General features: G+C 45.8%; 25 protein-coding genes. All 25 read right to left on the reverse strand.

What is annotated here, in order from left to right; genetic code table 11:
• The 25 genes from rpmD to rpoC all read right to left on the reverse strand — a co-directional run bounded on the left by rpmD (position 1) and on the right by rpoC (position 17,651).
• Positions 1-186, reverse strand: coding sequence for a 50S ribosomal protein L30 (rpmD, locus tag DFP76_RS15930; protein WP_013797824.1), 186 nt, complete (start codon positions 184-186; stop codon positions 1-3).
• Positions 187-192: 6 nt separating this feature from the next.
• A complete protein-coding gene (gene rpsE / locus DFP76_RS15935) occupies positions 193-693 on the reverse strand; it encodes a 30S ribosomal protein S5 (RefSeq protein WP_113875588.1) in 501 nt (166 codons plus the stop codon).
• A 10-nt stretch (positions 694-703) separates the two neighbouring features.
• Positions 704-1,054, reverse strand: coding sequence for a 50S ribosomal protein L18 (rplR, locus tag DFP76_RS15940; RefSeq protein ID WP_113875589.1), 351 nt, complete (start codon positions 1,052-1,054; stop codon positions 704-706).
• A gap of 10 nt (positions 1,055-1,064) precedes the next feature.
• Positions 1,065-1,598 carry a 50S ribosomal protein L6 gene (rplF, locus tag DFP76_RS15945; protein WP_113875590.1) on the reverse strand — a complete coding sequence of 178 codons (534 nt, stop codon included), beginning with the start codon at positions 1,596-1,598 and terminating at the stop codon, positions 1,065-1,067.
• Between the two features lie 8 nt (positions 1,599-1,606).
• Positions 1,607-1,999: a 30S ribosomal protein S8 gene (gene rpsH, locus DFP76_RS15950; protein ID WP_013797828.1), complete on the reverse strand. Its 393-nt coding sequence runs from the start codon at positions 1,997-1,999 to the stop codon at positions 1,607-1,609.
• Between the two features lie 130 nt (positions 2,000-2,129).
• Positions 2,130-2,435, reverse strand: coding sequence for a 30S ribosomal protein S14 (rpsN, locus tag DFP76_RS15955; protein ID WP_113875591.1), 306 nt, complete (start codon positions 2,433-2,435; stop codon positions 2,130-2,132).
• A 12-nt stretch (positions 2,436-2,447) separates the two neighbouring features.
• Entirely contained in the window at positions 2,448-2,987 is a 540-nt protein-coding gene (rplE, locus tag DFP76_RS15960; RefSeq protein ID WP_013797830.1) for a 50S ribosomal protein L5, read from the reverse strand.
• Between the two features lie 17 nt (positions 2,988-3,004).
• Positions 3,005-3,322 carry a 50S ribosomal protein L24 gene (rplX, locus tag DFP76_RS15965; protein WP_013797831.1) on the reverse strand — a complete coding sequence of 106 codons (318 nt, stop codon included), beginning with the start codon at positions 3,320-3,322 and terminating at the stop codon, positions 3,005-3,007.
• A gap of 16 nt (positions 3,323-3,338) precedes the next feature.
• On the reverse strand, positions 3,339-3,707 hold the full coding sequence (gene rplN, locus DFP76_RS15970; protein WP_113875592.1) for a 50S ribosomal protein L14: 369 nt from the start codon (positions 3,705-3,707) through the stop codon (positions 3,339-3,341).
• Between the two features lie 51 nt (positions 3,708-3,758).
• Positions 3,759-4,019: a 30S ribosomal protein S17 gene (gene rpsQ / locus DFP76_RS15975; protein ID WP_013797833.1), complete on the reverse strand. Its 261-nt coding sequence runs from the start codon at positions 4,017-4,019 to the stop codon at positions 3,759-3,761.
• A 1-nt stretch (position 4,020) separates the two neighbouring features.
• Positions 4,021-4,212, reverse strand: coding sequence for a 50S ribosomal protein L29 (gene rpmC / locus DFP76_RS15980; protein ID WP_013797834.1), 192 nt, complete (start codon positions 4,210-4,212; stop codon positions 4,021-4,023).
• Entirely contained in the window at positions 4,213-4,626 is a 414-nt protein-coding gene (rplP, locus tag DFP76_RS15985) for a 50S ribosomal protein L16 (RefSeq protein ID WP_013797835.1), read from the reverse strand. It lies immediately after the preceding gene.
• A gap of 10 nt (positions 4,627-4,636) precedes the next feature.
• Positions 4,637-5,317: a 30S ribosomal protein S3 gene (gene rpsC, locus DFP76_RS15990; RefSeq protein ID WP_013797836.1), complete on the reverse strand. Its 681-nt coding sequence runs from the start codon at positions 5,315-5,317 to the stop codon at positions 4,637-4,639.
• A 14-nt stretch (positions 5,318-5,331) separates the two neighbouring features.
• Positions 5,332-5,664: a 50S ribosomal protein L22 gene (rplV, locus tag DFP76_RS15995; protein WP_063334248.1), complete on the reverse strand. Its 333-nt coding sequence runs from the start codon at positions 5,662-5,664 to the stop codon at positions 5,332-5,334.
• A gap of 14 nt (positions 5,665-5,678) precedes the next feature.
• Positions 5,679-5,954 carry a 30S ribosomal protein S19 gene (gene rpsS / locus DFP76_RS16000; RefSeq protein ID WP_013797838.1) on the reverse strand — a complete coding sequence of 92 codons (276 nt, stop codon included), beginning with the start codon at positions 5,952-5,954 and terminating at the stop codon, positions 5,679-5,681.
• 15 nt (positions 5,955-5,969) lie between these two features.
• Positions 5,970-6,794 carry a 50S ribosomal protein L2 gene (gene rplB, locus DFP76_RS16005; protein WP_113875593.1) on the reverse strand — a complete coding sequence of 275 codons (825 nt, stop codon included), beginning with the start codon at positions 6,792-6,794 and terminating at the stop codon, positions 5,970-5,972.
• Positions 6,795-6,808: 14 nt separating this feature from the next.
• On the reverse strand, positions 6,809-7,105 hold the full coding sequence (gene rplW, locus DFP76_RS16010; protein WP_013797840.1) for a 50S ribosomal protein L23: 297 nt from the start codon (positions 7,103-7,105) through the stop codon (positions 6,809-6,811).
• Positions 7,102-7,707, reverse strand: a complete 606-nt coding sequence (gene rplD, locus DFP76_RS16015) for a 50S ribosomal protein L4 (RefSeq protein WP_013797841.1) — start codon at positions 7,705-7,707, stop codon at positions 7,102-7,104. Before rplD ends, rplW begins: the two co-directional genes overlap by 4 nt.
• A 12-nt stretch (positions 7,708-7,719) precedes the next feature.
• The gene (gene rplC, locus DFP76_RS16020) at positions 7,720-8,358 is read right to left on the reverse strand and encodes a 50S ribosomal protein L3 (RefSeq protein WP_013797842.1); all 639 of its coding nucleotides are present in this window, start codon (positions 8,356-8,358) and stop codon (positions 7,720-7,722) included.
• A 127-nt stretch (positions 8,359-8,485) separates the two neighbouring features.
• The gene (rpsJ, locus tag DFP76_RS16025) at positions 8,486-8,797 is read right to left on the reverse strand and encodes a 30S ribosomal protein S10 (RefSeq protein ID WP_012071937.1); all 312 of its coding nucleotides are present in this window, start codon (positions 8,795-8,797) and stop codon (positions 8,486-8,488) included.
• 197 nt (positions 8,798-8,994) lie between these two features.
• A complete protein-coding gene (gene tuf / locus DFP76_RS16030; RefSeq protein ID WP_113875594.1) occupies positions 8,995-10,218 on the reverse strand; it encodes an elongation factor Tu in 1,224 nt (407 codons plus the stop codon).
• Between the two features lie 35 nt (positions 10,219-10,253).
• A complete protein-coding gene (gene fusA / locus DFP76_RS16035; RefSeq protein WP_113875595.1) occupies positions 10,254-12,347 on the reverse strand; it encodes an elongation factor G in 2,094 nt (697 codons plus the stop codon).
• 21 nt (positions 12,348-12,368) lie between these two features.
• Positions 12,369-12,842 (reverse strand): 30S ribosomal protein S7, encoded by a 474-nt coding sequence (gene rpsG / locus DFP76_RS16040; RefSeq protein ID WP_013797845.1) that lies wholly within the window; start codon positions 12,840-12,842, stop codon positions 12,369-12,371.
• A gap of 98 nt (positions 12,843-12,940) precedes the next feature.
• Positions 12,941-13,312 (reverse strand): 30S ribosomal protein S12, encoded by a 372-nt coding sequence (gene rpsL / locus DFP76_RS16045; protein ID WP_013659444.1) that lies wholly within the window; start codon positions 13,310-13,312, stop codon positions 12,941-12,943.
• Between the two features lie 136 nt (positions 13,313-13,448).
• A complete protein-coding gene (rpoC, locus tag DFP76_RS16050) occupies positions 13,449-17,651 on the reverse strand; it encodes a DNA-directed RNA polymerase subunit beta' (RefSeq protein ID WP_113875596.1) in 4,203 nt (1,400 codons plus the stop codon).
• Positions 17,652-17,710 lie beyond the last annotated feature (59 nt).

Consider the following 17,710-nt stretch of genomic DNA (forward strand, 5'->3'; position numbering starts at 1 on the left):
TTACTCTCCTACCACTTTAACCATGTAATAAACTTTATTAACCATGCCACGTACAGATGGAGTATCTTCCAACTCACGTGTTTGGCCAACTTTACGCAAACCCAAGCCTTTAACTGTTTCACGGTGCTTTGGAAGACGACCGATCGGGCTACGGGTTAGTTGAACTGTGATGGTTTTATTCGCCATGACACATTACCCCAAAATTTGATCGACAGACTTGCCGCGTTTAGCCGCAATTTGCTCAGGCGCTTTCATGTCCTGCAGACCTTTAATCGTAGCGCGAACTACGTTTACTGGGTTTGTAGAACCGTAACATTTCGCCAATACGTTGTGTACGCCAGCGATTTCAAGAACCGCACGCATAGCACCACCGGCGATGATACCTGTACCTTGAGAAGCAGGTTGCATGTATACATTTGAAGAACCATGCGTTGCTTTCACAGGATACTGAAGAGTATCGCCATTTAATTTAACAGAAACCATGTTGCGGCGAGCCTGCTCCATTGCTTTCTGAATAGCTTGAGGCACTTCGCGCGCTTTACCGCGACCGAAGCCAACCTTGCCATTTCCATCACCAACGACTGTCAAAGCTGTGAAAGAGAAGATACGACCACCCTTTACAACTTTAGCAACGCGGTTTACTTGAACTAGCTTCTCTTGGAGGTCGCTAGTTTGTTGATCATTAACTGCCATTTGCTACCCCTTAGAACTCTAGACCGGCTTCACGTGCAGCATCAGCAAGAGCTTGAACGCGGCCATGGTATTTGAAGCCAGAACGGTCAAATGCGACCGAAGTGACGCCTGCTTCTTTAGCGCGAGTAGCAATCAAAGTACCAACTTGTGTAGCTGCTTCTTTGTTACCAGTCGCTGTAGCACGTAGAGTTTCTTCCACTGTAGAAGCGCTTGCTAGCACTTTAGTTCCACAAGGAGAAATTACTTGAGCATACATATGGCGTGGTGTGCGATGTACAGTAAGACGATTCGCACCTAATTCACGAATATGCAAACGCGCACGACGTGCACGACGAATTCGAGATTGTTTTTTAGTGTTCATGAATGCCTACCTACTTCTTCTTAGCTTCTTTACGACGAATAATTTCGTCAGCATAGCGAACACCTTTACCTTTATAAGGCTCAGGCGGACGGAAACCGCGAACTTCTGCAGCTACCTGACCAACGGCTTGTTTATCAATGCCTTTGATCACGATTTCTGTTTGCGAAGCACATTCAGCTGTTACGCCTTCAGGTAGTTCATAATCTACTGGGTGAGAAAAACCCAAAGACAGGTTAAGTACTTTACCTTTTAGGGCAGCACGGTAACCGACACCTTGAAGAATCAATCGTTTCTCGAAACCTTGGCTTACACCAACAACCATGTTGTTAACCAGAGCACGAGTCGTACCAGCTAGGGCACGGCTTTGTTTAGCACCATCGCGTGCAGCGAAAGTGATAACGTTATCTTCTTTAGACACTTGAACGCTTGTGTGAACGTTAAACTCTAGAGAACCTTTACCGCCTTTTACAACAACGTTTTGGCCATTTAGAGTCAAATCTACACCACTAGGAAGCGTCACCGGACTATTAGCAACTCGAGACATACTAACTCCTAGAATACTGTGCAGATTACTTCGCCGCCGATACCAGCAGCACGAGCTGCACGATCTGTCATCACACCTTTAGAAGTAGAGATGATCGCAACACCAAGACCAGCTTCTACTTTAGGTAGATTGCTAGTTGCTTTGTATTGACGCAAGCTTGGACGAGAAGCGCGTTTAATTTGTTCGATAACTGGCTTACCTTCGTAGTATTTCAACTCGATTGTAAGCGTTGGCTTAACTGCCTCATCTACTGAGAAGTTACCAACGTAACCTTCTTCGCGTAGAACTGCAGCAATTGATGCCTTCATTTTTGATGAAGGCATGCTCACAGATGTTTTTGAAGCCATCTGTGCATTACGAATACGTGTGAACATATCCGCAAGGGTATCTTGCATACTCATTTAAGAGCTCCTAATTAAAAAAACCATTGTGCAGCAAATAGAGCTCGCGCATAGTACACAGCAGCGAGCAGAATGTCCAGCTTTTAGACACCCCACTCACTGCCATGTATTATGATCGTGCTCTACTTGCTTACCAACTAGCTTTCTTCAAGCCTGGTACGTCGCCACGCATCGCTGCTTCACGCAACTTGATACGAGACAAACCGAAACGACGGTATACACCGTGTGGACGGCCTGTTACTTGGCAACGATTACGCTGGCGAGAAGAAGATGAATCGCGTGGAAGCGCTTGCAATTTAAGCGTTGCTTCCCACTTTTCATCGTCCGATGCATTAACGTCGCTAATGATCGCCTTTAGAGCAGTACGCTTTTCAGCGTACTTAGCTACTAATTTGGTGCGTTTTGCTTCGCGCTGAACCATTGAAACTTTTGCCATGATTCCTACCTCTTATTTCTTGAAAGGGAAATTAAAGGCGGCTAACAAAGCACGACCTTCTTCGTCGGTACGAGCCGTTGTTGTGATAGTGATATCTAAACCACGCACACGATCAACTTTATCGTAATCGATCTCAGGGAAGATGATCTGCTCTTTAACACCCATGCTGTAGTTACCACGACCGTCGAAAGACTTAGGATTAAGTCCACGGAAGTCACGGATACGTGGGATAGCTACATCAACCAAACGGTCGAAGAAATCCCACATACGCTCACCACGTAGCGTTACTTTACAACCGATCGGGTAACCGTCACGGATTTTAAAGCCTGCTACTGATTTACGCGCCTTAGTCACTACAACTTTTTGGCCGCTAAGTGCTTGAAGATCATTTACCGCATGCTCAAGAAGTTTCTTGTCTGCGATAGCTTCACCAACACCCATATTTAAAGTGATTTTAGTGATTTTAGGCACTTCCATCACGTTACCGTAACTAAACTCTTCAGTTAGTTTTGCTACGACCTGATCTTTATAAACTTGCTTAAGTCTCGCCATGGCTATAATTCTCGCTCTTAGGCGTCGATCGCTTCACTGTTTGATTTAAAGATACGTACCTTAGTACCGTCTTCATTCAATTTAAAGCCGACGCGATCCGCTTTACCTGTAGCATTGTTAAAAATGGCTACGTTAGAAACCTGGATAGGTGCTTCTTTTTCAACGATGCCGCCAGTTGAACCCTTCATAGGGTTTGGTTTTTCGTGTTTCTTCACCATGTTGATGCCAGAAACAAGAACTCGGCTCTCGTCTAATACCTTAACAACTGTACCGCGCTTACCTTTATCTTTACCGGCAATTACGATTACTTCGTCGTCACGTTTGATCTTACGCATAAATGTCCCCTCCCTCTTACAGCACTTCAGGTGCAAGAGAAACAATTTTCATGAATTGCTCAGTACGCAACTCACGTGTTACAGGGCCAAAGATACGAGTACCAATAGGCTGCCCAGACGCATTCAGTAGAACCGCAGAGTTTACATCAAAACGGATTACAGAACCATCAGGACGACGAACACCTTTCTTAGTTCTAACGACAACAGCGTTTAGAACCTGCCCTTTTTTAACACGACCGCGAGGGATCGCTTCTTTCACTGTGACCTTAATAATGTCACCGATAGCAGCATAACGACGATGTGAGCCACCCAGTACTTTAATACACTGAACACGCTTAGCGCCGCTGTTATCTGCTACATCAAGCATCGATTCCGTTTGAATCATTACTGCTCTCCAATCAAATTAGATAACAAGTCTCACGAAGGAAGGAGCAGCTTATACAGCTGCTGCTTTCTCAACAACCTGAACCAGATTCCAAGTCTTAGACTTAGAGTAAGGACGTGTTTCAACGACCTTAACGGTATCACCGATCTGGCACTCATTGTTTTCATCGTGAGCGTGTAATTTTGTTGAACGACGTACAAACTTACCGTATAGAGGGTGTTTTTCTGTACGCTCAACAAGTACTGTAATGGTTTTATCCATCTTATCGCTTACTACTTTACCAGTAGCTGTACGCGCTTTTGTTTCTGCCATCTTAGTTACCTGCCTTATCATTTAGCACGGTTTTCACACGTGCGATATTGCGGCGAACTTGCGAGAGCAAATGAGTTTGCGCTAACTGACCAGTGGCTTTCTGCATGCGCAGATTAAATTGCTCACGTAGTAGTTCGATCAAGGTCGCTTGTAGCTCAGCTACAGACTTTTCTTGCAGTTCTTTTGCTTTCATCTACATCACCGTACGCGTTACGAAAGTTGTGGACAGAGGAAGCTTAGCCGCGGCCAATGCAAATGCTTCACGAGCTAACTGCTCAGAAACACCCTCAACTTCATAAAGCATCTTGCCAGGTTGAATTTGAGCAACCCAGTATTCTACGCTACCCTTACCTTTACCCTGACGAACCTCAAGAGGTTTCTGAGTAATAGGCTTATCAGGGAATACACGAATCCAAATCTTACCACCACGTTTGATGTGACGAGTCATTGCACGACGCGCCGCTTCAATTTGACGAGCAGTAATACGACCGCGCTCGGTCGACTTCAATCCGAATTCACCAAAGCTAACCTGGTTGCCGCGAAGAGCAAGACCGCGGTTACGACCTTTTTGCATCTTACGGAACTTAGTACGTTTCGGCTGTAACATGACTTACCCCCTACTTAGACTTCTTCTTTTGTGCGCCTTTATCAGCACGCACTTGCTCAATACCGCCCAAGATTTCGCCTTTGAAGATCCACACTTTGACACCGATGATGCCGTAAGTTGTGCTTGCTTCATAAGTAGCGTAGTCAATGTCTGCGCGTAGTGTGTGAAGAGGTACACGACCTTCACGGTACCACTCAGCACGTGCGATTTCAGCACCGCCTAGACGACCACTTACCTGAACCTTGATACCTTTCGCGCCGGCACGCATAGCGTTTTGTACTGCACGCTTCATTGCACGACGGAACATAACACGACGCTCTAATTGGCTAGCAATGTTAGCTGCAACCAATTTCGCATCCATTTCAGGCTTACGAATTTCTTCGATGTTGATGTGAACAGGAACGCCCATCATCTCAGAAACTGCATTACGTAGTTTCTCTACATCTTCACCTTTCTTACCAATCACAATACCCGGACGAGCAGTGTGAATCGTAATACGAGCTGTTTGAGCAGGACGCTGAATCTCAATGCGAGAAACAGAAGCCTGAACCAATTTTTTCTCCAAGTATTCACGTACCTGAAGATCATTTAATAGCAGCTTAGAGTAGTTTTGATTATTCGCATACCAAGTAGAAGTATGATCTTTAACTATCCCTAGGCGTATACCAGTTGGATGAACCTTCTGACCCATTGGGTTTCTCCTAATTAGTCAGCGACTTTAACTGTAATATGGCAACCGCGTTTCAAAATACGGTCAGCACGGCCTTTGGCACGTGGCATGATACGCTTTAGAGTCATAGCCTCATCAACGTATGCCGTAGATACACGCAAGTCATCGATATCAGCACCTTCGTTATGCTCTGCATTCGCAATAGCAGACTCAAGTACTTTTTTGACAATTACTGCCGCCTTTTTAGGACTGAACGTTAAGATGTTCAGTGCTTCGCTAACAGATTTGCCGCGGATTTGATCTATAACCAAACGGGCCTTCTGCGCAGAGAGGCGAGCACCCTTTAATGAAGCGCTTACTTCACTCATGTTAATACCCCTTATTACCGTTTGGCTTTCTTGTCCGCAGCATGACCACGATATGTACGGGTCGGAGCGAACTCACCCAATTTATGACCGACCATGTCTTCAGTTACTAGAACTGGAACATGCTGGCGACCATTATGGACAGCGATAGTCAACCCTACAAAATCAGGGAAGATAGTAGAACGGCGTGACCAAGTCTTAATTGGACGGCGTTCTTTTTTCTCTACCGCAGCCTCTACCTTTTTCAACAAATGAAGGTCGATAAAAGGACCTTTTTTTAGTGAACGTGGCACAGTCGTTTCCTCTTATTACTTAGTACGACGACGTACAATAAGTTTATCAGTACGCTTGTTACTGCGTGTTTTGTAGCCTTTAGTTGGCACACCCCAAGGCGTAACTGGGTGACGACCACCTTTACTACGACCTTCACCACCACCATGTGGGTGATCAACCGGGTTCATCGCCGCACCGCGAACGGTAGGACGAACACCACGCCAACGCGTAGCACCAGCTTTACCAAGAACTCGCAAGCTATGCTCAGAGTTTGATACTTCACCCAAAGTAGCGCGACACTCAGTTAGGATCTTACGCATTTCACCTGAACGTAGGCGAAGAGTAACGTAACGACCTTCACGAGCGACTAGCTGAGCAGAGGCACCAGCAGAACGTGCGATTTGCGCACCTTTGCCTGGCTTAAGCTCAACACAGTGAACCGTACTACCTACAGGAATATTTTGCAGTGGCAAAGTATTACCTGCTTTGATTGGCGCGTCAGCACCACTAAAGACAACATTGCCTGCCGCCATACCTTTGGAAGCGATAATGTAACGACGCTCACCATCAGCATATTTAATCAATGCAATATTTGCAGAACGGTTTGGATCATATTCCAAACGCTCAACTACCGCTGGAATTCCATCTTTGTTACGACGGAAGTCAACCATACGGTAATGCTGCTTATGACCACCACCTACGTGACGCGTAGTGATGCGTCCGTTATTGTTACGTCCACCTGATTTGCTTTTCTTATCTAGCAAAGGTGCATATGGTGCGCCTTTGTGCAAATCGTTGTTAGTAACTTTAACAACGTGACGACGGCCTGCAGACGTTGGCTTACTTTTTACAACAGCCATTGACCTATCTCCCCTTATTCAGCGACCATGAAATCAATGTCTTGACCTTCAGCCAAACGAACGTACGCTTTTTTCACGTCGCTACGCTTGCCAAGACCACGAACTGTACGCTTAGTTTTACCTTTATGGTTCAACGTGCGAACAGACTCAACTTTGACTTCAAATAGTGCTTCGATAGCTTGTTTGATTTCAGGTTTTGTTGCATCACCAGCTACACGAAAAACGTACTGACCATTACCTTCGGCAACGATAGTCGCTTTTTCAGAGATGTGTGGACCCAACAGAACTTTATAAATACGTTCGCCGATCATGCTAGTGTCTCCTCAACTTGTTTCAGAGCACCAACTGTCACCAACACTTTGTCGTAAGCAATCAAGCTAACAGGATCGATAGACGCTGCATCACGTACATCCACGTTAGGGATATTACGAGCTGCTAAAAACAGATTGTCGTCCAATTCGTGAGAAACAACCAAAACGTTTTCAACATTCAATTCTGCCATTTTTGCTGTGAAGAGCTTAGTTTTTGGAGCTTCCAATTTAAGTTCTTCAACTACAACAAGACGGTCTTGACGTACTAGTTCAGACCAGATGGTGCGCATTGCTGCACGGTACATCTTCTTGTTCACTTTCTGAGAGTGATCTTGTGGCTTAGCTGCAAATGTTACACCACCAGAGCGCCATAGAGGGCTACGGATAGTACCTGCACGCGCGCGACCAGAACCTTTTTGTTTCCAAGGTTTGCGTCCGCCACCAGCTACTTCAGAGCGTGTTTTCTGAGCACGAGAACCCTGACGAGCACCAGCCAAGTAAGATGTTACTACTTGGTGAACTAGCGCTTCGTTGTATTCACGAGCAAAGGCTACATCAGAAACTTCTACCGTTCCCTTTGCACCTGTAAGATTCAAGTTCATTGTCTACCCCTCTTAGCGAGCTTTAACAGCTGATTGAAGAATAACATCACCGTTAACTGCACCAGGAACCGCACCTTTAACAAGGATAAGGTTACGTTCAGCATCAACGCGAACCACTTCTAGTGATTGAGTTGTTACTTGAGCAGCGCCCATGTGGCCAGCCATTTTTTTGCCTTTCCAAACACGACCAGGTGTTTGACATTGACCAATGGAACCAGGAGCACGGTGAGACAATGAGTTACCATGTGTTGCGTCTTGCGTACGGAAATTATGACGCTTAACGGCACCTTGAAACCCTTTACCCTTTGATTGACCAGTAACATCAACCATTTGGATAGATTCGAAATCAGCAACAGTTAGCTCATCACCAACATTGATTTCTTTTTCATCACCAGACAGGCGGAACTCCCACAAACCACGACCCGCTTCAACGTTCGCTTTTGCATAGTGTCCAGCAGCAGCTTTGTTTACACGGTTTGAACGGCGAGAGCCAACAGTAACCTGAACAGCTTGATAGCCATCAGTTTCTGCAGTTTTCACCTGAGTAACGCGGTTCGGTTCAACCTCGATGACGGTTACTGGCACGGATACACCATCTTCATTGAAGATACGTGTCATTCCGGCTTTACGTCCGACTAATTGAATAGTCATTTTCTACCTCATTTGCCAGTTGTGTATGGGGCTATCACCCGCTACGGCTGACCATTCCAGATCATTCCACTAATGTGCATAAGCCGACTGATAACCAGCCGGTTCTCGCACCCCAAACTTTGAGCTATTAACCCAAAGAAATTTGTACTTCCACGCCTGCCGCAAGGTCTAGCTTCATTAGAGCATCAACAGTTTTTTCTGTTGGCTCAACGATGTCTAGAACGCGTTTATGTGTACGGATTTCATATTGATCACGCGCATCTTTGTTTACGTGTGGAGAAATCAATACTGTATAACGCTCTTTGCGAGTAGGAAGTGGAATCGGTCCACGCACTTGCGCACCTGTACGTTTCGCTGTGTCCACAATTTCTTGTGTTGAAGCATCAATCAGACGGTGATCGAAAGCTTTCAGACGAATACGGATTTTTTGGCTTTGCATTTCCAACTCCAAATACAATGTTGTCATGACTTAACTGTACATTTATTAAGCCACAATCCTTTTTTAAGGACGGCGAATATTAGCCACTCCAAAACTGGTTGTCAAGTAACCAATTTCAAAGTAACTAAATTAACCGCAAAATAAAAAGGCTGTCTGAAACAGACAGCCTTTTTCAAAAAGTAAGATTTAAAAATCGATTACTTGATGATTTTAGCTACAACGCCCGCACCAACTGTACGACCACCTTCACGGATCGCGAAACGTAGACCTTCGTCCATCGCGATTGGGTGAATTAGTTCAACAGTCATTTGGATGTTGTCACCAGGCATAACCATCTCAACACCTTCAGGTAGTGAACAAGCACCAGTTACGTCAGTTGTACGGAAGTAGAACTGTGGACGGTAACCTTTGAAGAAAGGAGTGTGACGACCACCTTCATCTTTACCTAGTACGTATACTTCGGCTTCGAATTCAGTGTGAGGTGTGATAGAGCCAGGCTTAGCCAATACTTGACCACGCTGAACGTCTTCACGCTTAGTACCACGTAGCAAGATACCACAGTTCTCACCAGCACGACCTTCGTCAAGAAGTTTACGGAACATCTCAACACCAGTACAAGTTGTTTTCGTAGTATCAACGATACCAACGATTTCAACTTCTTCTTGTACCTTGATGATACCGCGCTCAACACGACCAGTTACAACAGTACCACGACCTTGGATAGAGAATACGTCCTCGATAGGCATGATGAATGCACCGTCGATTGCACGCTCTGGCTCAGGGATGTACTCGTCTAGAGTTTCAACAAGCTTCTTAACAGCTGTTGTACCCATTTCGTTGTCGTCTTGACCGTTCAATGCCATCAAAGCAGAACCTGGGATGATTGGAGTATCATCACCTGGGAAGTCGTACTCAGATAGAAGGTCACGCAATTCCATTTCTACCAACTCTAGCATTTCAGCGTATTCTTCAGAATCCGCACCGCCACAGTCTTCAGCAAGTAGGTCAGCTTTGTTTAGGAAAACAACGATGTAAGGTACACCTACCTGACGAGAAAGAAGGATGTGCTCACGAGTCTGAGGCATAGGGCCGTCAGTCGCACCACATACTAGGATCGCGCCGTCCATTTGGGCAGCACCAGTGATCATGTTTTTAACATAATCGGCGTGTCCTGGGCAGTCTACGTGTGCGTAGTGACGAGTTGGAGAATCATACTCAACGTGAGAAGTTGAGATAGTGATACCACGCTCACGCTCTTCAGGAGCGTTATCGATACCGTCGAAAGCAACGGCTTCACCGCCGAATACTTCTGCACATACGCGAGTTAGTGCTGCTGTTAGAGTCGTTTTACCGTGGTCAACGTGACCGATAGTACCAACGTTAACGTGTGGTTTATTACGTTCGAACTTTTCTTTTGCCATGATACATACACCTTAAGTATTAGTAAGTATGATGATTAATCTTCATTTTTGATGATCGCGTCTGCCACACTAGCTGGTGCTTCAGCGTATTTCTCAAACTCCATTGCATAACTTGCACGCCCTTGCGACAAGCTACGCACGTCAGTTGCATATCCGAACATCTCCCCGAGAGGAACTTCAGCACGAATAATCTTCCCTGACGGGGAATCGTCCATCCCCTGAACAATGCCACGACGACGATTCAGGTCACCCATCACATCACCCATGTATTCTTCAGGAGTTACAACTTCCACTTTCATCACAGGCTCAAGAACACAAGGATCAGCATCTGCTGCGCCTTTTCTCAAACCTTGAGAAGCTGCAATTTTAAAGGCCATTTCATTAGAGTCAACATCATGGTATGAACCATCGAACAATACCACTTTCATACCCAGCAATGGGTAACCAGCGATAACACCGTTCTTCATTTGCTCTGAAACACCCTTTTCTACTGCAGGGATGTATTCTTTAGGAATAACACCACCAACAATCTCGTTGACAAACTCAAGTCCATCTTTATCAGATGGAATCAATTTCATCACGACGTGACCGTATTGACCACGACCACCAGATTGACGCACAAATTTGTGGTTAATCACCACTTCTTTGCGAATTTTTTCACGGTAAGACACTTGTGGCTTACCGATATTTGCATCCACCTTAAATTCACGCTTCATTCGATCCACGAGAATATCAAGGTGCAGCTCGCCCATTCCGGAAATAATGGTTTGCCCTGTCTCTTCATGTGTTTCTACACGGAAAGATGGGTCTTCTTGAGCTAATTTTCCTAACGCCACAGCCATCTTTTCCTGGTCGGCTTGAGATTTAGGCTCAACCGCAACGGAAATTACCGGCTCTGGAAACTCCATTCGTTCTAGAACAACAACATCGTTCATATCACAAAGCGTATCACCAGTTGTCACGAACTTCATACCGACTGCTGCCGCTATGTCACCCGCTAACACCTCTTTGATCTCTTCGCGATTGTTCGCATGCATCTGCACCATTCGACCAATACGTTCACGCTTCTGCTTAACAGAGTTGTAAACCGCATCACCCGACTTCAATGTTCCAGAATAGACACGCATAAATGTCAATGTCCCAACAAATGGGTCTGTCGCTATTTTAAAAGCCAGCGCTGAAAACGGTGCATCGTCATTTGCTTCACGAGCAACGACTGTCTCACCATCTTCAAGCGTGCCTTCAATCGCTTTCACTTCAAGCGGTGAAGGCATGTATTCAACAACGGCATCAAGTACCGCCTGAACACCTTTATTCTTAAAAGCAGAGCCACAAGTCACTAACACCACTTCATTATTTAGGGTGCGCGCTCGCAAACCTGCTTTTACATCCTCAACGGACAAGTCCCCTTCTTCAAGGTACTTATCCATCAATTCTTCATTCGCCTCTGCTGCGGCTTCCAACATCTGCTCGCGCCATTCTGTGGCGACATCAACAAGATCAGCAGGAATGTCTTCCAAACGGTAAGTCATCCCTTGATCTTCTTCATTCCACATAATGGCTTTCATGAGCACCAAATCCACCACGCCTTTGAAATCTTCTTCAGCGCCGATGTTAATTTGGATTGGAACAGCATTAGCCCCCAAACGAGACTTTAATTGTTCAACAACAGAAAAATAATCTGCCCCCGTACGGTCCATCTTATTGACGAACACCATACGCGGTACTTCATATTTATTTGCCTGACGCCAAACTGTCTCAGTTTGAGGCTGAACGCCAGAAGAACCACAAAGCACAACGACCGCACCATCCAACACACGCAATGAACGCTCTACTTCAATCGTAAAGTCTACGTGCCCAGGCGTATCAATAATATTGATACGGTGCTGATCAAACTGCTGACTCATCCCACTCCAGAAGCAAGTTGTTGCTGCGGAAGTAATCGTAATACCGCGCTCTTGCTCTTGCTCCATCCAATCCATCGTTGCTGCACCATCGTGCACTTCACCGATTTTATGAGACAGACCAGTATAGAAAAGAACGCGTTCAGTCGTCGTCGTTTTACCTGCATCAACGTGCGCACAGATACCGATATTTCGGTAGCGGTTGATAGGGGTTTTACGTGCCACTGTGTATACTTCTCCGGACGATTAGAAACGGTAGTGAGAGAATGCTTTGTTCGCTTCTGCCATACGGTGAACGTCTTCACGTTTCTTAACAGCAGAACCTTTGTTCTCAGCAGCATCTAGGATCTCGCCTGCTAGACGTAGAGCCATTGATTTTTCACCGCGTTTACGAGAAGACTCAACCAACCAACGCATAGACAATGCTGCACGACGAGCTGGACGAACTTCTACAGGTACTTGGTAGGTAGCACCACCAACACGGCGAGATTTAACCTCAACCATTGGTTGGATAGACTCTAACGCTTTTTCGAAGATAGCCATTGGCTCTTCAGTTTTAGCGCGCTCTGCTACAGTATTTAGGGCACTGTATACAATGTGCTCTGCAACAGATTTCTTGCCACTAACCATGACGTGGTTAATGAATTTTGCAAGCAACTGACTTCCATGCTTAGGATCTGGAAGTACTTCACGCTTAGCGACGACGCGTCTTCTAGGCATTTTTATATCCTCTTCAGGTTAGCCCGAGACAATAGGATTACTGCTCGGCCTTACTGTATTAAAAAATTGTGTCTAAACGATGAACTAAGTAATGAAACTTACTTAGGACGTTTAGTACCGTACTTAGAACGGCCTTGCTTACGATTTTGTACGCCTGAAGTATCCAAGCTACCACGAACTGTGTGATAACGAACACCTGGAAGGTCTTTTACACGACCGCCGCGAATCAGCACTACGCTGTGTTCTTGCAGGTTGTGACCTTCACCACCGATGTAGGAAGTTACTTCGAAGCCGTTAGTCAAACGAACACGACATACTTTACGCAAAGCTGAGTTAGGCTTTTTAGGCGTAGTTGTATATACGCGAGTGCAGACACCGCGGCGTTGCGGACAAGCTTGTAACGCAGGAACGTCACTCTTTGCCACTTTACGTTTACGTGGTTTACGAACCAACTGGTTAACGGTTGCCATTAGACAAGCTCCAAAAATCCAATTCTTATGACGGAAATCGCCAAAATTAAGGAGGCGCAAGTTTAATTTGCGCCTATAAAACAGTCAATAGGGAGGCGACTAAAAAATCACCTCCCTATCGATTTAAAGCAAAGAATTAGTCTTTCAGTGCTGCACTTAATGCTTCTTCCACATCAGATGCACTTACTGTAGGACTTCCTTCATTTGCCATTTGCGCAGAATCTTTCTTCTTCTTACGCTCACTGTGGTAAGCCAAACCTGTACCCGCTGGGATCAGACGACCTACTACAACGTTTTCTTTCAAGCCACGCAAGTGGTCTTTCTTACCTGTTACCGCACCTTCCGTTAAGACTCGAGTTGTCTCTTGGAACGATGCTGCAGAGATGAAGGACTCAGTTGCCAAAGAAGCTTTAGTGATACCTAGAAGCACACGCTCGAACTTAGCAGGGAATTTATTCTCTGCTTCCGCTTTCTCGTTTGCATCCAATAGTTGAGTCAACTCAACTTGGTCACCTTGGATCAGATCTGTATCACCAGACTCACCCACTTCTACTTTACGTAGCATTTGACGAACGATAACCTCAATGTGCTTATCGTTAATCACAACACCTTGTAAACGATAAACTTCTTGCACTTCGTTAGTGATGTAGTCAGCTAGAGCTTCTACACCTTGAAGACGTAAGATATCGTGAGGACTCAAAGGACCGTCGGCGATGATCTCACCTTTAGCCACTTCTTCACCATCGAAGATGTTGATTTGACGCCATTTTGGGATCAAAGTCTCGATTGGATCACCGCCATCTTGTGGTGTGATAACCAAACGAATCTTACCCTTAGTTTCTTTACCGAAGCTCACCACACCAGTCGCTTCTGCCATAACAGCAGGATCTTTAGGACGACGCGCTTCAAATAGGTCAGCCACTCGTGGCAGACCACCGGTGATATCCTTGTTACCTTGCGATTCTTGTGGAATACGCGCTAGTACTTCACCAGACTTAACGGTTGCACCGTGATCCAAGCTCAACAAAGCTTTTTCAGGCAACATGTACTGTACTGGCGAGTCGGTACCAGGGATGTGCACTGGATTACCTTCTGCATCTACCACAGAAATCATTGGACGAAGATCTTTCCCAGCCGAAGGACGGTCTTTCACTTCCATGACTTCAATGGTCGTCAAACCTGTCATTTCATCAGATTGGCGACGAATGGTGACATTCTCTTCCATTCCGCTGAACTCTAGGCGACCTTCCATCTCAGAAACGATTGGGTGAGTGTGTGGATCCCAGTTCGCAACGATCTGGCCTGCTTCAACAGCATCCCCTTCACGTACACTCAATACCGCACCATAAGGCAGTTTGTAACGTTCTTTCTCACGACCAGCTTCATCAGCAATCGCTAATTCAGAAGAACGAGACGCCACAACCAAATGACCCGTATCGCGTTCGATACTCTTCATTTTATGGAAACGTACTGTACCGGCACTCTTCACTTGAACACTGTCTACTGCAGACGCTCGAGACGCCGCACCACCAATGTGGAAGGTACGCATGGTTAACTGTGTACCAGGCTCACCGATCGATTGTGCTGCCACAACACCGATTGCTTCACCAATGTTAACTTGATGACCACGAGCCAAGTCACGGCCGTAACACTTCGCACACACACCATGGCGTGTATCACAAGTGATAACAGAACGGATCAGCATCTCGTCAACACCTGCTGCTTCGATATCACGCACATCGTGCTCATCAATCAAAGTACCAGCAGCAAGCACCAAGTTGCCCTTGGAATCATTTACATCTTGTGCAACCACACGACCAAGCACACGTTGACCTAGAGGGACAACAACGTCGCCGCCTTCGATCATCGCATTCACAACAATACCATTGGTGGATCCACAGTCGATCTCAGTGATTACCAAATCCTGCGCTACGTCAACAAGACGACGAGTTAGGTAACCCGAGTTTGCTGTTTTCAATGCCGTATCAGCTAGACCCTTACGAGCACCGTGAGTAGAGGTAAAGTACTGAAGTACTGATAGACCTTCACGGAAGTTCGCGGTGATTGGTGTTTCGATGATGGAACCATCTGGTTTCGCCATCAGACCACGCATACCACCCAACTGACGCATCTGAGCGACACTACCACGGGCGCCGGAGTCGGCCATCATGTAGACAGAGTTGAAAGATTGTTGTTCAACCTCTTCACCGTCTTTATTGATGGTTGTCTCTTTTGCCAAGTTATCCATCATGGCTTCAGTAACGGTTTCGTTAGTACGAGACCACAAGTCAATTACCTTGTTGTATTTCTCGCCCTGCGTTACCAAACCATCAGCGTACTGATATTCGATTTCTTTAACTTCTTCTTCCGCTTTAGCAATAATTTCTGCTTTTTCTGGCGGAATTACGAAGTCATCAACACCAACAGATGAACCAGATGCTGTTGCGTACGCGAAACCTGTGTACATCAATTGGTCAGCAAAAATACAGCTCTCTTTCAAGCCCACTTTACGGTAACACTCATTGATCAGGTTTGAGATCGCCTTTTTCTTCATTGGTTGGTTAACCACTGAGAACGGTAGGCCATCTGGCACGATATCAAACAACAAAGCACGACCAACAGTCGTATCTGCAATGAAAGTAGAAGCGACTTTCTCGCCTTCTAGCGTCGTATCAACTTGGTCAATACGTACTTTTACTTTGGCATGCAAATCAACTTGTTTCGCGCCGTATGCACGGTGTACTTCTTTGATGTCAGAAAACGCCATGCCTTCACCTTTGGCATTGATTTTCTCACGAGTCATGTAGTACAAGCCCAATACAACGTCCTGAGAAGGCACGATAATCGGCTCACCGTTTGCTGGTGATAAAATGTTGTTCGTTGACATCATCAAAGCACGTGCTTCAAGCTGAGCTTCGATTGTCAAAGGAACGTGAACCGCCATTTGGTCACCGTCAAAGTCAGCGTTGTACGCTGCACAAACTAACGGATGCAATTGGATCGCTTTACCTTCAATCAACATAGGTTCAAACGCTTGGATACCCAAACGGTGAAGTGTTGGTGCACGGTTAAGCATTACTGGGTGTTCGCGGATAACTTCATCAAGAATATCCCACACCTCAGGTGTTTCACGCTCTACCATTTTCTTCGCTGCTTTGATGGTTGTCGCCATACCGCGCAACTCAAGCTTAGAGAAGATAAATGGTTTGAATAGTTCCAATGCCATCTTCTTAGGAAGACCACACTGATGTAGACGTAAAGACGGACCTACTGTGATTACAGAACGACCAGAGTAGTCTACACGCTTACCAAGTAGGTTCTGACGGAAACGACCTTGCTTACCTTTGATCATGTCTGCCAAAGATTTCAATGGACGCTTGTTAGAGCCTGTGATGGCACGACCGCGACGACCGTTATCAAGCAAAGCATCAACAGACTCTTGCAGCATACGTTTTTCATTACGTACGATGATGTCTGGAGCCGATAGCTCTAGTAGACGCTTCAAACGGTTGTTACGGTTGATGACTCGACGGTACAAATCGTTCAAGTCAGATGTCGCAAAACGACCACCTTCTAGTGGCACCAATGGGCGCAAATCTGGTGGTAGAACTGGCAATACATCAAGCACCATCCATTCTGGGTTGTTACCAGAATGATAGAAAGCTTCAACCAATTTCAGACGCTTAGACAGCTTCTTGATACGAGTTTCAGAATTTGTGCTGTTTAGCTCTTCACGCATTCTGTTGATTTCTTCTGGCATGTCCAAATCGCGTAGTAGCATCTGAACCGCTTCAGCACCCATACGGGCATCAAACTCGTCACCAAACTCTTCCAGTGCTTCAAAGTACTGTTCGTCGTTTAGCAATTGGCCTTTTTCAAGCGTTGTCATACCTGGATCAATCACGATGAAAGATTCAAAGTACAAAACACGCTCAATGTCACGCAAGGTCATATCCATGATAAGACCGATACGAGATGGCAAAGATTTCAGGAACCAAATGTGAGCCACTGGCGATGCAAGCTCGATATGCCCCATGCGTTCACGACGCACTTTAGACAGAGCCACTTCAACGCCACACTTCTCACAAATAACACCACGGTGTTTCAAACGCTTGTATTTACCACACAAGCACTCATAGTCCTTGATAGGACCAAAGATTTTGGCACAGAACAAACCGTCACGCTCAGGCTTGAACGTACGGTAGTTGATGGTCTCAGGCTTTTTAACTTCACCGTAAGACCATGAACGAATCATATCTGGTGATGCCAAGCCAATGCGGATCGCATCAAACTCGTCAGATTGTCCTTGTGATTTTAGAAGACCTAATAAGTCTTTCATGGATATTCGCCCCACTCATAAGGCTGGGGAAGTGTCTTCCCCAGCAGGTCAAATGTGAT

It is taken from the genome of Marinomonas aquiplantarum, assembly GCF_003314975.1.
GTDB classification, from domain to species: Bacteria; Pseudomonadota; Gammaproteobacteria; order Pseudomonadales; family Marinomonadaceae; genus Marinomonas; species Marinomonas aquiplantarum.

Excerpts from the sequence above, each read along its gene's own strand:
- rpmD (WP_013797824.1), bottom strand. The coding sequence starts at position 186 with ATGGCGAATAAAACCATCACAGTTCAACTAACCCGTAGCCCGATCGGT.
- rpsE (WP_113875588.1), bottom strand. The coding sequence starts at position 693 with ATGGCAGTTAATGATCAACAAACTAGCGACCTCCAAGAGAAGCTAGTT.
- rplR (WP_113875589.1), bottom strand. The coding sequence starts at position 1,054 with ATGAACACTAAAAAACAATCTCGAATTCGTCGTGCACGTCGTGCGCGT.
- rplF (WP_113875590.1), bottom strand. The coding sequence starts at position 1,598 with ATGTCTCGAGTTGCTAATAGTCCGGTGACGCTTCCTAGTGGTGTAGAT.
- rpsH (WP_013797828.1), bottom strand. The coding sequence starts at position 1,999 with ATGAGTATGCAAGATACCCTTGCGGATATGTTCACACGTATTCGTAAT.
- rpsN (WP_113875591.1), bottom strand. The coding sequence starts at position 2,435 with ATGGCAAAAGTTTCAATGGTTCAGCGCGAAGCAAAACGCACCAAATTA.
- rplE (WP_013797830.1), bottom strand. The coding sequence starts at position 2,987 with ATGGCGAGACTTAAGCAAGTTTATAAAGATCAGGTCGTAGCAAAACTA.
- rplX (WP_013797831.1), bottom strand. The coding sequence starts at position 3,322 with ATGCGTAAGATCAAACGTGACGACGAAGTAATCGTAATTGCCGGTAAA.
- rplN (WP_113875592.1), bottom strand. The coding sequence starts at position 3,707 with ATGATTCAAACGGAATCGATGCTTGATGTAGCAGATAACAGCGGCGCT.
- rpsQ (WP_013797833.1), bottom strand. The coding sequence starts at position 4,019 with ATGGCAGAAACAAAAGCGCGTACAGCTACTGGTAAAGTAGTAAGCGAT.
- rpmC (WP_013797834.1), bottom strand. The coding sequence starts at position 4,212 with ATGAAAGCAAAAGAACTGCAAGAAAAGTCTGTAGCTGAGCTACAAGCG.
- rplP (WP_013797835.1), bottom strand. The coding sequence starts at position 4,626 with ATGTTACAGCCGAAACGTACTAAGTTCCGTAAGATGCAAAAAGGTCGT.
- rpsC (WP_013797836.1), bottom strand. The coding sequence starts at position 5,317 with ATGGGTCAGAAGGTTCATCCAACTGGTATACGCCTAGGGATAGTTAAA.
- rplV (WP_063334248.1), bottom strand. The coding sequence starts at position 5,664 with ATGAGTGAAGTAAGCGCTTCATTAAAGGGTGCTCGCCTCTCTGCGCAG.
- rplB (WP_113875593.1), bottom strand. The coding sequence starts at position 6,794 with ATGGCTGTTGTAAAAAGTAAGCCAACGTCTGCAGGCCGTCGTCACGTT.
- rplW (WP_013797840.1), bottom strand. The coding sequence starts at position 7,105 with ATGATCGGCGAACGTATTTATAAAGTTCTGTTGGGTCCACACATCTCT.
- rplD (WP_013797841.1), bottom strand. The coding sequence starts at position 7,707 with ATGAACTTGAATCTTACAGGTGCAAAGGGAACGGTAGAAGTTTCTGAT.
- rplC (WP_013797842.1), bottom strand. The coding sequence starts at position 8,358 with ATGACTATTCAATTAGTCGGACGTAAAGCCGGAATGACACGTATCTTC.
- rpsJ (WP_012071937.1), bottom strand. The coding sequence starts at position 8,797 with ATGCAAAGCCAAAAAATCCGTATTCGTCTGAAAGCTTTCGATCACCGT.
- tuf (WP_113875594.1), bottom strand. The coding sequence starts at position 10,218 with ATGGCAAAAGAAAAGTTCGAACGTAATAAACCACACGTTAACGTTGGT.
- rpsG (WP_013797845.1), bottom strand. The coding sequence starts at position 12,842 with ATGCCTAGAAGACGCGTCGTCGCTAAGCGTGAAGTACTTCCAGATCCT.
- rpsL (WP_013659444.1), bottom strand. The coding sequence starts at position 13,312 with ATGGCAACCGTTAACCAGTTGGTTCGTAAACCACGTAAACGTAAAGTG.
- rpoC (WP_113875596.1), bottom strand. The coding sequence starts at position 17,651 with ATGAAAGACTTATTAGGTCTTCTAAAATCACAAGGACAATCTGACGAG.